Below are 13956 nucleotides of genomic sequence, written 5' to 3'. Positions count from 1 at the left end.
TTCATGACATATTCGGTTAAAGAAATTTTCCTTACCCTTCAGGGTGAAGGTGGACAGGCTGGTCGCGCGGCTGTTTTCTGCCGTTTTACGGGCTGCAACCTCTGGTCTGGGCGGGAGGAAGATCGGGCTAAAGCCATCTGTCAGTTTTGCGATACCGATTTTATCGGCACAGATGGCGTAAACGGCGGCAAGTTTGAAAATGCGGCCGAACTGGCGGCAACCATTGCCAGTTTCTGGCCGCACCCCACGCAGGATGCAAAAGCAACCGGCCAAAAACTGGTTGTTTTTACAGGGGGTGAACCCCTGCTCCAGCTTGATACCACCCTGATAGACGCCATGCACGCCCAAGGCTTTAGCATTGCAGTGGAAAGCAACGGCACAGTAACCGCGCCCGCAGGCATAGACTGGCTATGCATCAGCCCCAAAGCCGGAGCTGAGCTGGTGCAAAAATCGGGAACCGAGTTGAAGCTCGTATTCCCGCAGCCGGACATTGACCCTGCTGCTCTGGAAAATCTTGATTTCCAACATTTCTGGCTTCAGCCTATGGATGGGCCGCAACAGGCAGCCAACACCCAAGCCGCTATTGAATACTGTCTGACGCACCCTTTATGGGGGCTTTCACTCCAGACCCACAAGCTTATCGGAATACCTTAATCATGCCCCTTCCTGCCCGTGATAAACAGGAATCTGCCCTTGTTCTTTTCTCTGGTGGCCAAGATTCTGCAACCTGTCTGGCATGGGCGCTGGAACGCTATGGGCGCGTAGAAACACTGGGGTTTGATTACGGCCAGCGCCATGCGGTTGAGCTAGAATGCCGTGCCAGTATTCGCCAAGGGCTTGCGCATCAGAATCCCGTCTGGGCTGAGCGTTTGGGAGAAGACCACACCCTGCCCTTGCACGCGCTGGGCGAGGTTTCTGAAACATCCTTAACGCGAGATGCTGAAATCAGCATGGCAGAAAACGGCCTGCCTAATACATTTGTGCCGGGCCGAAATCTGATTTTTCTCACTTTTGCGGCTGCTCTGGCGGCACGGCGTGGCATTAAGCACATTGTTACCGGCGTGTGCGAAACTGATTATTCGGGCTACCCGGATTGCCGGGATGACACCATCAAGGCCCTACAGGTTGCGCTCAACCTTGGCATGGAATCCCGCTACGTTCTGCACACCCCCTTGATGTGGCTGGATAAAGCCGAGACATGGGAACTGGCGGAAGAGCTTGGCGGGCAACCGCTTGTTGAGCTGATCAACAAAGAAAGCCACACCTGTTATTTGGGAGAGCGCGGCACATTGCACGCATGGGGGCATGGGTGCGGCACCTGCCCCGCCTGCCAACTGCGCAAATCTGGGTGGGATGACTACGCAGCCCACAAAAAAGGCACACAGACACATGCCTGATCTTGTTTTTACCCGCCGTTTTTCCATGGGCCATCGGCTTATTCATGGTGCGAGTGAAAGCTGCGCCCTGCCCCACGGCCATAACGAGTTTGTAACCGTACGCCTGAAACCCACAGCTTTTGCGCCGCTGGATGGCAAAGGCAACATGCCGGTTTCCTTCCAGAAAGCCAAAAGCACATGGCATCGATTTGTAGATGAAAAGCTGGATCATGCCCTACAACTTGCAGAGGATGATCCATTGCTGGCGTGGTTTCAAACCAACGAGCCAGCCCGCGCGGCCCGTATTGTCATTACGCCGGGAGACCCCACCACAGAATTGATGGTCTGCCTGCTTATGGCCAAGATCAACGCCTTTCTGGCAGCAGAAGGCGGCCTGCTATGGTGTTCTGAGCTGAGCATTCAGGAAACACCCACCAACACAGTCTCTTTTTCCGGCAATCCGGCAGAGTTTATCCCTGCCCCACGACCGCCAGAAAATTGCTGGTGGAACCGGGCGGATATGAGCATATCCGACACCAATAGCCCGGTTACCTTTATCTAATAAAACGCAATAAGAGCCTGCCGCAATAACAGGCAGGCTCTATGCAGTATCAGGCTTCTTTCAGCCCCAGAACATTGGTGGTTTTATCAAATAGCTGCGCACAGAGTGCCGGATTATCTGCCAGTTTCTGGCCATAGGATGGGATAATCTGCTTCAGCTTTTCTTCCCACTCAGGCAGCTTGCTGGCAAAGCACTTTTTCAGAACTGTCAGCATAATTGGGGCGGCAGTTGATGCACCCGGAGAAGCTCCCAGAAGTGCAGCCACAGATCCATCTGCGCTGGAAATAACTTCCGTACCAAATTGCAGAACACCGCCTTTTTTGGCGTCTTTCTTGATAATCTGCACGCGCTGGCCAGCCACAACCAGTTCCCAATCCTTGGCCTGTGCATCGGGAATAAAGTCCCGCAGCGCCTTGATCCGATCGTTGTGGGACTGCATGACCTGTTCGATCAGATACTTGGTAAGCGGCCAGTTATCACGGGCCACAGCCAGCATGGCGCTGATGTTGCTTGCCCGAATGGAACGCGGCAGATCCATTAAGGAACCGTTTTTCAGGAACCGGGTAGAAAAGCCCGCATATGGGCCAAACAGCAGCGCTGGGGTGCCGTCTATCATGCGTGTATCCAGATGCGGAACAGACATGGGCGGCGCACCAACAGAAGCCTTGCCGTAAATCTTGGCATGGTGCTGTGCAATCAGGTCCGGGTTGGTGCAACGCAGGAACTGCCCGCTAACCGGGAATCCACCCACACCGCGAGATTCCGGGATACCCGTTTTCTGCAACAGCGGCAGAGCACCACCACCACCACCGATAAAGACAAACCGCGCCTTAACCTCACGTTCCGTATTCAGGCGCGTATCCTGTACCTTGATAACCCAGCGGCCATCTGCATCACGGCGGATATCATGCACCTCGTGCTTGGTGTGCAATGTGCAGGCTGGCGTGCTGACCAGATAGGTAAACAGCAAGCGCGTAAGTGCACCAAAGTTCACATCCGTGCCGCGCAGGCTGCGCGTGACAGCCAGATTTTGGCCCGCGGGGCGGTTACGCATAATCAGCGGCGCCCACTGCGCAATCTGTGCCTGATCCTGCGTAAACTCCATGCCGGAAAACAGCGGGTGTTCGCTCAGCGCCTTATAACGCGCTTGCAGGAAGGATACGTTTTTATCCCCCCACACAAAGCTCATATGTGGCACGGGGGTCAGAAAATCTCGCGCAGAAGCCAGAATGTTCTGCTCAACCAGATACGTCCAGAACTGGCGGGAAACCTGAAACTGCTCGTTTACGTTGATAGCCTTGGAGATATCAACGCTGCCATCTGCCTGCTGTGGCGTGTAGTTTAGCTCACACAAAGCAGAATGGCCTGTGCCGGCGTTGTTCCAGGCGTTGGAACTTTCTTCCGCCACGCTATCCAGGCGTTCAAAAATGCTGATGCTCCAGTCCGGCTGAAGCTGCCGCAGCAGGGTTCCCAGCGTGGCGCTCATGACGCCCCCACCGATCAGGACGACATCAACAGAAGAAGCGGTATCGGTCGTGGTGGAACTCATCGTGGTCTCCGCATTGTCAGCCGTATCTGCCTTTTGCACCTTACATGCTGGCAGGGCTGGATCCATACCTGCACATGCCCCCAACTTCTTTTGCATGCAAGAAAGAAGTATGCGCGCGCGGCAGGCCTTTAACTGGAAAGCATTATAGGCACATCGTTGCGCTCTCGCCTGCTCATCTCTGCGAGAGCATGGCAGCTTTTCCTGAACCATTCCCCCGTAAGAGCGTTTGGGCTGCTAACCGTTAGGATGGTTTTCTAACATTCACACATAAATGAAAAGGTTTGGGTATGAGCATTATCAAATACGGTTCCGCACATTGGGAAGGTTCCATCAAGGAAGGCAAAGGCACAATTTCCACCGAAAGTGGAGCCTTAAAAGACCAACCTTACGGCTTTAACACCCGCTTTGAAGGCAAGCCCGGTTCCAACCCGGAAGAGCTTTTGGGCGCTGCCCATGCCGCCTGTTTTTCCATGGCTTTTTCGCTCATTCTGGGTGAAGCGGGGCTGACTGCTTCTGCCATTGATACACGCGCAGACGTGAACCTGAACAAAAAGGATGACGGGTTTGAAATAGATAAAGTCAACCTCACCCTTAAGGCGCGTATTCCGGGCGCAACTGCGGATCAGTTTGAAAAACTGGCTACAAAAGCCAAGGAAGGCTGCCCGGTTTCCAAACTGTTCAAAGGGGCCTCCATTACCTTGGAAGCCACTCTGCTAGACTAATAAGGTGGATGGGTGGGCTTTTAGCCCACCTGTGCCCGGTGGCGCATTAGATGGTCTGCCAACACGCAGGCCATCATGGCTTCACCCACTGGTACGGCACGAATACCCACACATGGGTCATGCCGGCCTTTGGTAATCACTTCCGTTTCCTTGCCATCGGTTGTGATGGATGGAACCGGCGTGAGCATGGAGCTGGTTGGCTTAACGGCAAAGCGAGCCACAATAGGCTGGCCGCTGGAAATACCGCCCAAAATACCACCTGCGTGGTTGGCGCCAAAAGTCAGCTTGCCATCTCGCATATACAACGGATCTGCATTTTCCTGCCCCGTGAGGGATGCAGAAGCAAAGCCATCTCCAATTTCAACGCCTTTGACGGCATTGATGCTCATAAGAGCCGCAGCCAGATCTGAATCCAGCTTACCGTAAACAGGGGCACCTAAACCGGCAGGCACACCCTCAGCCACAACCTCAATCACGGCACCAATGGAAGATCCCGCCTTGCGAATACCTGCAAGATATTCTTCCCATTCCGCCACAACACCGGCATCTGGGCAGAAAAAGGGATTGCGGTTTACCTCTTCCCAATCCCAACGCGTGCGGTCGATATCATGCGGGCCAAGCTGCACCAGCGCAGCACGAATACGCACGCCATCGCCCAAAATCTTGCGGGCCACAGCGCCAGCGGCCACACGGCAAGCCGTTTCACGCGCAGAGGAACGCCCGCCACCACGATAATCACGGATGCCGTATTTCAGATCATACGTCAGATCAGCATGGCCGGGGCGATATGTACGGGCAATATCGCCGTAATCGCGCGAGCGCTGATCTGTGTTTTCGATCATCAGAGAGATAGGCGTGCCTGTTGTCTGCCCTTCGAACACGCCAGACAGAATACGCACCTGATCCGGCTCTTTACGCTGTGTGGTAAAGGCGGATTGCCCCGGCTTGCGCTTATCCAGAAACGGCTGAATATCTGCTTCTGTAAGCGCCAGACGTGGCGGGCATCCATCCACAACACAGCCAATGGCCGGGCCGTGGCTTTCACCCCAAGTGGTCACACGGAAAAGCTGTCCGAAGGTATTGTAAGACACGGCGCGCCCTCAGTCCCCAGCTACAGAAATATCAGGAGCAGTTGGGTTTTTCATGCCCACAACATGGTAGCCGCAATCCACATGGTGCACTTCACCCGTTACGCCGGATGAAAGATCAGACACCATATACAGGCCAGCGCCACCCACTTCTTCCAACGCCACGTTGCGTTCGAGCGGTGAGTTGTACTGGTTCCACTTCAGAATGTAGCGGAAATCCCCAATGCCGTTGGCGGCAAGGGTTTTGATCGGGCCTGCGGAAATGGCGTTTACGCGGATGCCATCACGCCCCAGATCTGTTGCCATATACCGCACAGAAGCTTCCAACGCAGCCTTGGCAATGCCCATTACGTTGTAATGCGGCATCACCCGTTCTGCACCCAGATAGCTCAGGGTTAGCAAGGAGCCACCATTTTTCATCAGCTTGGAAGCGCGCTGCGCAACGGCCGTGAAGGAATAGCAGGAAATATCCAGCGCCTTCAAAAACGCTTCACGCGGGGTATCAACATAGCGCCCACGCAGGAACTGCTTGTCTGCCCAACCAATGGCGTGCACCACAAAGTCAAGCTCACCCCATTCTTTTTCAATGGTGGCAAAAGCGGCATCAATGGCGGCGTCATCTGTAACATCGCAAGGCAGAACCAGGCTGGAGCCTACGCTTTCTGCCAAAGGCTGCACGCGCTTGCCCAGAGCTTCGCCCTGATACGTAAACGCAAGCTCCCCACCCTGTGCCGCAACGGCGGAGGCAATGCCCCATGCAATGGAACGATCATTAGCGACACCCATTACCAGACCCTTCTTGCCCTTCATGAGCGTTCCCTGAGCAGGCAATGTGGCGTTGGGAGAAGACATGCGTGACCTCAACCTATTTTCTGTTGTTCAAATATCCGAATGTTCGCTGGTTGGTCGCATACACGCGCTATTGAAACAAGAGCAAAGCGACACACATGCTTCAAACCCGGTGAACGTAGGAGTATGATAACAGGCGTAAAGCTGCAATGCCGCAGCTTTACGTAAACGAACACGAATTGAGTCCGAGCATGACGGAAACCTCACCTTCTCCCGCAACCCTCCCATTAGACAGTCAGCCTCTGATTGATCTGGCAGCCAACCCGTTTACGCTGTTTGAGACATGGATGAAGGAGGCGGAAAAGACAGAGGTGAACGACCCCAACGCCATGGTGCTGGCCACCGCCACGCGGGATGGCAGACCATCGGCCCGCATTGTGTTACTTAAAGGGGCAGACCATAAAGGGTTTGTGTTTTATACCAACACGCACAGCCGCAAGGGGCGTGAGCTGGAAGAAAACCCGCACGTAGCCCTGCTGTTTCACTGGAAAAGCTTGCGCCGCCAGATTCGGATTGAAGGGGCTGTTACCCCCGTAACACCGGAAGAAGCCGATGCGTATTTTGCGAGTCGGAGCCGTGTTTCCCGCCTTGGTGCTGTAGCATCGGATCAATCCCGCCCGCTGGCAGACCGCGCCGTATTTGAAGAACGCCTGAAACAGGCGGAAGAAGCATACCCGCAAGACCCCATTCCCCGCCCGGCCAACTGGTCTGGCTACCGGGTAAACCCGGAATATTTTGAGTTCTGGCAGGAACGGCGCTTCCGCTTGCATGATCGCGCTGTATGGGCACGTAATGGAAACGATTGGGATGTTACGCGTTTATATCCGTAAGCGCACAGCCACTTGAAACGTATTATTTTAAAAGACAGCGGAGAAAAATAAGAATGAAAGATGTTCGTAAAATTCTGCTGCCGCTTCCCAGCACATCCAATGCTGAAGCCGCACTGATCCGAGGCTATAACTTTGCCCGCCGCTTTGGCGCTCATCTGGCTGTGCTGCATATTCGTCCAGATGGGCGGGAAATGGCGCCGCTGGCAGGTGAAGGCCTTTCCGGCGCCATGGTGGAAGACCTGATGCGCTCTGCCGAGCACGAAGGCGCACGCCATGCGCATGAAGTGCACGCCCTGTTTGAACGCTTTGTGGCAGCGCATCCAGATATTCAGGTGGTGCCGCCACGCGGCCCCTTCCCGATGGATACGCCAACCATCAGCTTTAACATTCTGCGCGGTGCGGAAAGTGAAATTGTGCCTGCGCAGGCACGCTTGTCTGACTTCACGCTCGTGCCGCACCCCGATTCAGGTGATGCTGTTTCATCTTCCGAAACCCTGCATGCCGTTCTGTTTGATAGCGGACGCCCGGTGGTTATTGCCCCGCGCACACCGCCCAAAGGGCTTATCAAGCGTGTTTGCATTGCATGGAACGGCACGGCAGAAGCCTCGTCCGCTCTGCGTGGCGCTCTGGCATGGGCATTAACCGCAGATGCCGTACGCGTGCTGCACTGTGGAGATTACCAGCGCCGCGGCCCCACCGCGCAAGATGTGGTGGATTATCTGGCTATTCACGGCATTACGGCGGATTGCGTGGAGTTCCCGCCCGTGGATCGAGATGTGGGCAAAGGGCTGGAAGCTGCGTGTAAAGACTTTAATGCCGACATGCTGGCCATGGGTGCTTATTCGCACTCTCGCCTACGCCAGCTCATTCTGGGGGGTGTTACCCGTTATACGCTGGAACATGCCGACATTACGGTGCTGATGAGCCGCTAAGGCCCAAAACGTGCAGAGGGTTTGCCAAAACAAACCCTCTCTCGGTTTCTTTTAAGGGTCAGCAACCTCAAACACTGCGCCATCCCATGCCGGTTCCATACCTGCGGGAAGATGGTCCTGCATCCACTGCCAATCCATATCCGGGCCCATATGGGTGAGTATTATGCGGCGTGGATTAATAGCCTGCTGCCATTCCAGCACGCGTTCCAACCAAGCATGTGCACTATGGGGCTGGCGTTGGAAGCAATCCACCATCCACGTATCTACCCCACGCAGAACTTCTACAGAGTCTTCGGGAAACTCCATCACATCAGTGCTGTAAACAAAATCTCCACACCGCACACCAGTCGAGCCAACACGGCCATGTACCTGCTCAAACAGGGTAAACTCCGTACCGCTTATGGTAACAGGCTGCCCCATTTTTACCGGGTGTGCTTCCACCACAGCACGGAAAAAGTTTGGTGGTGTCCACGGTTTGAACACATAATCAAACCGCCGCTGAATATCTTCCAGCGTTTGCGCTGCTCCATAAGCGTGTAGAGGCTTTTCAATCACGCGGTTAATGGCGCGCACCTCATCCAACCCGGCAATATGATCCGCATGGGCATGGGTGAAGATAATGGATTCAAAATCCCTAATGCCATTCGCCAAAAGCTGGGTACGCAAATCCGGCCCCGTATCCACCAATACGCCAGCACCATTTTTTAACCGCAGCAGAATGGAAGAGCGTGTGCGGGTGTTCCGGGGTTCCTTCGGGTTACATGCGCCCCAGATTCCGTGACCATCGGCACCACCAACCATGGGCACTCCAGCAGACCCACCACACCCCAGAACTGTAATTTTCATACCCGTTTCTCCCGCATTCTCTTGGCAACCATCACACTGCCTTGCGGAATAACCGGTAGAAGTTTTCTGTGGTCATGCGTGTGAAATCTGGCAGTTCCATGCCGCGTTCCTGTGCAATCCGGGCGGCCGTATGCGCCACAAAAGCCGGCTGATTGCGCTTACCGCGCTTTGGCACGGGAGCGAGGTAGGGAGAATCGGTTTCCACCACAATGCGATCTGCCGGAAGATCGCGCGCAACAGCCCGGATTTCATCGCATTTCGGAAATGTGGCGATACCTGAAAAACTGACATATCCGCCCAGATTAACCACACGCTGCGCCAGTTCCGGGCCAGAAGCAAAACAATGCAGCAAAATGGGAAAAGCCCCTTTTGCATGTTCTTCCTCTAAAATTGTGGCCACATCTTCGTCTGCCTGGCGAGCGTGGATAATAACCGGCACATCCAGTTCCCGCGCGGCACGAATATGCTGGCGAAAATACTCGTGCTGAAGTGGGCGCACATCTTCCTTGCCGTGGAAGTAATCCAGCCCGGTTTCACCAATGCCAATCACTTCAGGCACATCTGCAATGGCCACAATATCCGCCACAGTGGGCAGAGGTTCTTCCTCTACATGGTCTGGATGTGTGCCAACGGTGCACCATACGCGCATATCTGGCGTATCTAGCTTGGCCAGCGCCTTTTGTTGCGGTGCACGGGCCAAGCGGGTGCCGATGGTAACCATCCCGCTCAAGCCCGCCTCTTTGGCGGCCTCAAGCAGTTCTGGCATTTCCTCGGCTGAAAAATGATCAAGATGGCAGTGAGAATCTATTAACCCTGCCAGCTTTGTAACGTCCTCTGTCATCATTATGCCTGTTCGGGCTCAACATAGCGGGGAAAGATACCCTGCGGCACCGGAAGCTGACGCCCACCGGGCAATGGCGTTTCCAGCGCGGCAAAGCTGCGTTCTTCTGCCGTAACGGCAAGCTGATCCAGCATGCGCTCCATGCTCTGCGGCATGAAAGGCTGAAGCATGGTGGCAATACCACGCAGGGCATCCACCAACACGCGCAGAACATCCTTCATGCGTTCGGGATCTGTTTTGCGCAGCGCCCACGGGGCCTGATGATCGATATACGCGTTGCAGGCGCGGATAACCTTCCACACATCTTCCAGCGCATCTGTCAGAGCGCACCGCTCAATCTGAGATTTCAACAGATCTGGCAGCACCATCACCTGCCCCAGCAGATGGGTATCTTCCTCTGTCAGCTCACGCCGTTCTGGCAGAATGCCGCCGCAGTTACGCGCTACCAGAGAAAGCGTGCGCTGGGCCAGATTGCCCAGATCATTCGCCAGTTCCACATTGTTGCGCATAATCAGCGCCTTGCGGGAAAGATCACTATCCCCACCAAAAGGCACTTCGCGCAGCAGGAAGAAGCGAACCGCATCCAGCCCGAATTCCTTTACCAGATCACGCGGGTCCACCACATTGCCCAGAGATTTGCTCATCTTCTGGCCTTCAATGGTCCACCAGCCATTGGCAAACACCTTGCGCGGCAATTCAATACCAGCAGCCATAAGGAAGGCTGGCCAGTAAACGGCATGGAAGCGTGCAATATCCTTACCAACCAGATGCAGGTTGGCAGGCCAGAATGCCATGCGCGGTGCGTTGGTATCTGGGTAGCCCAGAGCGCTCAGATAGTTAGCGAGCGCATCAAACCACACGTACATAACGTGCTTATCATCACCCGGAACAGGAATGCCCCATTTGAAGCTGGTGCGGCTAATGGAAAGATCACGCAAGCCCTGTTTGACAAAGCTGACAATCTCGTTCCGTGCGCCATGTGGGCCCAGAAAATCCGGGTTGTTTTCATACAGCTCCAGCAGCCGATCCTGATACTCGGATAGCTTGAAGAAGTAAGAGGGTTCCTTCACCCATTCTACCGGCGCACCTGTGGGAGCAACTTTTTTGCCATCCGGGCCGGGCACCAGTTCATCTTCACCGTAAAAGCATTCATCACGCAGGGCGTACCAGCCCTCATACGCGCCCAGATAAATGGCCCCGTTATCAGCCACCTTCTTCCACAATGCCTGCGTGCTGGTAATGTGGCGTGGTTCTGTGGTGCGGATGAAATCATCATAAGAGATGTTCATGGCATCGGCCATATTGCGGAAATCGGCCGAAACCCTATCTGCAAAACTTTTGGCATCCGTGCCGTTGGCCTGCGCGGCCTGCTCTACCTTCTGGCCGTGCTCATCCGTGCCCGTCAGAAAGAAGACCTCATCCCCTGCCAGACGATGAAAGCGGGCCATCACATCCGCAGCAATAGACGTGTAAGCGTGGCCGATATGGGGCGCTCCGTTCACGTAATAGATGGGCGTAGTTACATAGAAACGACGGGTCATTCTCGGCTCGCAATCGTCATAGCTTCAAGCAGGGCTTCCTGTTTATCCAGATTAAAGCGTTCCGTCTCGGCGTGCTTGCGCATGGTGGCTTCCCACGCATTGGCCAAGGCCACACATTGCGGGTTGCCCTGCCGCGCCGCCTGACGGGCCTGTATCTGGAGTGTGTCTGATAACAGGCTGAAAAACAGACTGAAACCATAATCCCTGCGCAAAATGGTTTCTGCAACCTCATAGCTGCGTAATGGCGTAATACCCTGCACCACTTCGTGCACAAGGCTGGCAATTTCACCACCCTTATCTGCCAGCAATGCCAGAGCACGCCCGGGCGCGCCGTGGGCCTCTGCCATAACGCGCTGTATTTCTGTATCCGAAGCCTCTGGAGCCTGCGCACGCAGCACGGCAGACATATCTGCAGCATCCAGCGGGGCAAGTTCCAGCTTGCGGCATCGGCTACGGATGGTAGGCAAAAGCCGCCCCGGAGCAGAACAGGTTAACAGCAATACCGTAGCGGGTGGTGGCTCTTCCAGAATTTTCAGCACGGCGTTAGCGGCGCTGCGGTTCATGTATTCCGCACCATCCACAATCACAACGCGCCACCCACCTTCTGCCGCTGTGCGCCGCAAAAAGAAGTTAATGGGGCGCACATCATCCGCCACAATCTCGCTGCGATATTTCTGACGTTTTTCATCAAACCCACGGGCAACCACCAGCAAATCTGCATGGGTAGCGGCAGAAACGCGCCGCCCAGCGGGGCTTAGTTCATCTTCCCCACCCAGCAAAATACGTGCCAGCCGGAACGCGAATGTAGCCTTGCCAATGCCCGGTGGCCCCGTAATTAACCATGCATGAGGCAAACGCCCCCCCTGCATGGCCTGCCGAAACGCCTGCAAAGCGGCCTGATGCCCACACAGTTGCAAAGATGCCAAGCGTGGTTCCTGCACGCCCTCAGCCCCCGGCATGGGCCAGACGGGTCTGGATATCTTTCAGAATCTGGGCGTTCACCTGCTCTGCCGAATGGACGGAGGTATCCACCACCACCACCCGTTGCGGCTCGGCCTTGGCAATATGTGCAAACCCATCTGCCAAACGGGCATGAAAATCCTCGTCCGCCTGTTCATACCTGTCTGTTGGCGCACCACGTGCAGCCAGACGTTGGCGGGAGACGGCACGCGGCGCTTGCAGCAGAAAGGTTATATCTGGCTGCAAACCAAGCTGTTTTTGCAGTGCTTCAATCAGGCTTAAAATAGCCGGATCACCATTGGCGCGCCCGTAACCCTGATACGCCATGGTGGAATCGGTAAAGCGATCACACAGCACAATCTGCCCGGCCTTAAGGGCGGGCAGAATGACCTGATCAACATGATCATACCGTGCCGCAAAATGGGTGAGAATTTCTGCCCGAGCAGAGAGCGGATTTTTACCAAAAAGCAAAAGCTGGCGCAGATCTTCCGCCCCGGCAGAACCTCCCGGCTCACGCGTGGCCAGAACTTTCTGGCCTTGCGCTTCCAGATTTTCCTTCAAAAGCCGCAATTGGGTGGATTTTCCCACCCCTTCTGCGCCTTCCAACGTTACGAACATGCCACAAGCCATGGATTACAGGTGCAGCCGACGTGCAGCCCGCCCCAAAAAGCCCAGTGCCGGCACACTCTGCCCGGCTTGCACCGGAATACTGGCCTGCCGCCCACCGGGGAGCGACACTGTAAGTTGGCCCACAACCTGCCCGGCCTGCACAGGCGCAATAATCGGGCCGTTATAGTCCAGCGCCAGATGCGTGCCATTGCGCCAGCCATGTGGCAGAAGGATTTTGAAATCCTGCGCAGCCACCAGCGGCACTGTCTGGGTTACGCCCATCCATACCGGGGCCTGCTCCAACACATCGCCTTTGCTGACAATCTGTGCGGTTTCAAAATTGGCAAAAGCCCAGCCCATCAGCCGTTCAGCTTCACGCCCACGCGCTGCGGAAGATGGCAGGCCGTTAACAGCCAGCACAACACGCCGCCCTTCACGCTCGGAAGATGCACACAGGCCAAAACCACCTGCATCTGTGTGGCCGGTTTTCAGGCCATCGGCCAAACCTTTAACCACCAGAGAGTTCCGGTTTTCCTGCCGGATTTTGTTGAACAGGAACTCTTTTTCCGAGAAGAAGTGGTAATATTCCGGGAAATCATGGATCAGACGCAGGGCCAGATAGGCCACATCCCGCGCAGACATGTAATGATTTTCTGCCGGCCAGCCGGTTGCGTTCATGAAGTGTGAATTGGTCAGCCCCAGCTTGGTGGCTGTATCATTCATCAGCGCCACAAACTGCTCTTCCGAGCCGGAAATGCCTTCTGCAATCACAATACAGGCATCATTACCGGACTGGATGACCATACCCTGAATAAGATCCTGCACACTCACGCTCTGCCCCAAGGGCACAAACATGCGTGAACCCTGCATACGCCATGCGCGTTCACTTACGGGCAACATCTGATCCAGCTTCAGGCGGCCAGATTTGAGCATGCCAAATGTTACGTACGCCGTCATCATCTTGGTAAGGGATGATGGAGGCATGCGCTCATCTGCATTTTTCTCAAGCAGTGTGGCACCGCTATTGTAATCCAGAATGCAGGCCCAGCGTGCCTGTGTGTCCACCGGCCCCACGGGCGTGGTGGCGGGTGTATCCGCCCCCGGCACAGCAGGCTGGGCCGCCGCAGGTGCTGCACCTTTGGCCGCCGCGCCGTGGTGGCGAGGCCGTGCCATGGCATCAAGCGCATAGGCACCAGAGAAAAGGGCAGCGCCCCCTGCGAGTAAGAACCGTCGAGTCTGCAACATTTTTCC

General features: G+C 55.4%; 15 protein-coding genes. 6 read left to right on the top strand and 9 right to left on the bottom strand.

Annotation, left to right across the window (positions count from 1 at the left end):
* The first annotated feature begins 3 nt into the window (after window positions 1–3).
* Genes queE through EOV40_RS05340 form a run of 3 tightly spaced genes read left to right on the top strand, consistent with a single transcriptional unit; the run spans window position 4 to window position 1938 of the window.
* The gene (gene queE / locus EOV40_RS05350) at window positions 4–654 is read left to right on the top strand and encodes a 7-carboxy-7-deazaguanine synthase (RefSeq protein ID WP_128105243.1); all 651 of its coding nucleotides are present in this window, start codon (window positions 4–6) and stop codon (window positions 652–654) included.
* 2 nt (window positions 655–656) lie between these two features.
* Complete coding sequence (queC, locus tag EOV40_RS05345) at window positions 657–1397, top strand: 7-cyano-7-deazaguanine synthase QueC (RefSeq protein ID WP_128105242.1); 741 nt, start codon at window positions 657–659, stop codon at window positions 1395–1397.
* The gene (locus EOV40_RS05340; protein WP_128105241.1) at window positions 1390–1938 is read left to right on the top strand and encodes a 6-pyruvoyl trahydropterin synthase family protein; all 549 of its coding nucleotides are present in this window, start codon (window positions 1390–1392) and stop codon (window positions 1936–1938) included. The genes queC and EOV40_RS05340 overlap by 8 nt, the downstream gene beginning before the upstream one ends.
* 49 nt (window positions 1939–1987) lie before the next feature.
* Here the strand turns inward: EOV40_RS05340 and EOV40_RS05335 are convergent, their stop codons facing one another.
* Window positions 1988–3487, bottom strand: coding sequence for a malate:quinone oxidoreductase (locus EOV40_RS05335; RefSeq protein ID WP_128105240.1), 1500 nt, complete (start codon window positions 3485–3487; stop codon window positions 1988–1990).
* 287 nt (window positions 3488–3774) lie between these two features.
* On the opposite strand from EOV40_RS05335, the gene EOV40_RS05330 reads away from it, so the two are divergent.
* A complete protein-coding gene (locus EOV40_RS05330) occupies window positions 3775–4209 on the top strand; it encodes an OsmC family protein (protein WP_128105239.1) in 435 nt (144 codons plus the stop codon).
* Window positions 4210–4229: 20 nt separating this feature from the next.
* On the opposite strand, the gene aroC is transcribed toward EOV40_RS05330, so the two are convergent.
* Complete coding sequence (gene aroC / locus EOV40_RS05325; protein WP_003623525.1) at window positions 4230–5300, bottom strand: chorismate synthase; 1071 nt, start codon at window positions 5298–5300, stop codon at window positions 4230–4232.
* Between the two features lie 9 nt (window positions 5301–5309).
* Window positions 5310–6149, bottom strand: a complete 840-nt coding sequence (fabI, locus tag EOV40_RS05320; RefSeq protein WP_003623523.1) for an enoyl-ACP reductase FabI — start codon at window positions 6147–6149, stop codon at window positions 5310–5312.
* 146 nt (window positions 6150–6295) lie between these two features.
* Between fabI and pdxH the strand changes: the two genes are divergently transcribed.
* Together pdxH and EOV40_RS05310 are read left to right on the top strand one after the other, a co-directional pair.
* Window positions 6296–6976, top strand: coding sequence for a pyridoxamine 5'-phosphate oxidase (gene pdxH, locus EOV40_RS05315; RefSeq protein ID WP_208729272.1), 681 nt, complete (start codon window positions 6296–6298; stop codon window positions 6974–6976).
* A gap of 53 nt (window positions 6977–7029) precedes the next feature.
* A complete protein-coding gene (locus EOV40_RS05310; RefSeq protein ID WP_087651355.1) occupies window positions 7030–7908 on the top strand; it encodes a universal stress protein in 879 nt (292 codons plus the stop codon).
* Between the two features lie 51 nt (window positions 7909–7959).
* Here the strand turns inward: EOV40_RS05310 and EOV40_RS05305 are convergent, their stop codons facing one another.
* From EOV40_RS05305 to EOV40_RS05280, 6 genes are read right to left on the bottom strand one after another with little or no spacing between them, the layout of a single operon-like run.
* Window positions 7960–8754, bottom strand: coding sequence for an MBL fold metallo-hydrolase (locus EOV40_RS05305; RefSeq protein WP_128105238.1), 795 nt, complete (start codon window positions 8752–8754; stop codon window positions 7960–7962).
* A gap of 31 nt (window positions 8755–8785) precedes the next feature.
* Complete coding sequence (locus tag EOV40_RS05300; protein WP_128105237.1) at window positions 8786–9598, bottom strand: TatD family hydrolase; 813 nt, start codon at window positions 9596–9598, stop codon at window positions 8786–8788.
* A complete protein-coding gene (gene metG / locus EOV40_RS05295; protein ID WP_128105236.1) occupies window positions 9598–11136 on the bottom strand; it encodes a methionine--tRNA ligase in 1539 nt (512 codons plus the stop codon). Before metG ends, EOV40_RS05300 begins: the two co-directional genes overlap by 1 nt.
* On the bottom strand, window positions 11133–12077 hold the full coding sequence (locus EOV40_RS05290) for a DNA polymerase III subunit delta' (protein ID WP_050820392.1): 945 nt from the start codon (window positions 12075–12077) through the stop codon (window positions 11133–11135). Before EOV40_RS05290 ends, metG begins: the two co-directional genes overlap by 4 nt.
* Window positions 12078–12081: 4 nt before the next feature.
* Entirely contained in the window at window positions 12082–12726 is a 645-nt protein-coding gene (gene tmk / locus EOV40_RS05285) for a dTMP kinase (protein WP_128105235.1), read from the bottom strand.
* A 3-nt stretch (window positions 12727–12729) separates the two neighbouring features.
* A complete protein-coding gene (locus EOV40_RS05280; RefSeq protein ID WP_050819699.1) occupies window positions 12730–13950 on the bottom strand; it encodes a D-alanyl-D-alanine carboxypeptidase family protein in 1221 nt (406 codons plus the stop codon).
* Between the last annotated feature and the right edge of the window lie 6 nt (window positions 13951–13956).

It is taken from the genome of Acetobacter oryzoeni, from assembly GCF_004014775.2.
GTDB lineage: Bacteria > Pseudomonadota > Alphaproteobacteria > Acetobacterales > Acetobacteraceae > Acetobacter > Acetobacter oryzoeni.
The sequence above is the reverse complement of the archived record's forward strand: the minus strand, read 5'-3'. Positions and strand labels throughout refer to the sequence as shown.

Bases quoted from the DNA above. Each gene is read 5' to 3' on its own strand.
- EOV40_RS05300 (WP_128105237.1), bottom strand. From the start codon at position 9,598: ATGATGACAGAGGACGTTACAAAGCTGGCAGGGTTAATAGATTCTCAC.
- metG (WP_128105236.1), bottom strand. From the start codon at position 11,136: ATGACCCGTCGTTTCTATGTAACTACGCCCATCTATTACGTGAACGGA.
- EOV40_RS05310 (WP_087651355.1), top strand. From the start codon at position 7,030: ATGAAAGATGTTCGTAAAATTCTGCTGCCGCTTCCCAGCACATCCAAT.
- fabI (WP_003623523.1), bottom strand. From the start codon at position 6,149: ATGTCTTCTCCCAACGCCACATTGCCTGCTCAGGGAACGCTCATGAAG.
- EOV40_RS05305 (WP_128105238.1), bottom strand. From the start codon at position 8,754: ATGAAAATTACAGTTCTGGGGTGTGGTGGGTCTGCTGGAGTGCCCATG.
- pdxH (WP_208729272.1), top strand. From the start codon at position 6,296: ATGCCGCAGCTTTACGTAAACGAACACGAATTGAGTCCGAGCATGACG.
- queC (WP_128105242.1), top strand. From the start codon at position 657: ATGCCCCTTCCTGCCCGTGATAAACAGGAATCTGCCCTTGTTCTTTTC.
- queE (WP_128105243.1), top strand. From the start codon at position 4: ATGACATATTCGGTTAAAGAAATTTTCCTTACCCTTCAGGGTGAAGGT.
- EOV40_RS05340 (WP_128105241.1), top strand. From the start codon at position 1,390: ATGCCTGATCTTGTTTTTACCCGCCGTTTTTCCATGGGCCATCGGCTT.
- EOV40_RS05280 (WP_050819699.1), bottom strand. From the start codon at position 13,950: ATGTTGCAGACTCGACGGTTCTTACTCGCAGGGGGCGCTGCCCTTTTC.
- EOV40_RS05335 (WP_128105240.1), bottom strand. From the start codon at position 3,487: ATGAGTTCCACCACGACCGATACCGCTTCTTCTGTTGATGTCGTCCTG.
- tmk (WP_128105235.1), bottom strand. From the start codon at position 12,726: ATGGCTTGTGGCATGTTCGTAACGTTGGAAGGCGCAGAAGGGGTGGGA.
- EOV40_RS05330 (WP_128105239.1), top strand. From the start codon at position 3,775: ATGAGCATTATCAAATACGGTTCCGCACATTGGGAAGGTTCCATCAAG.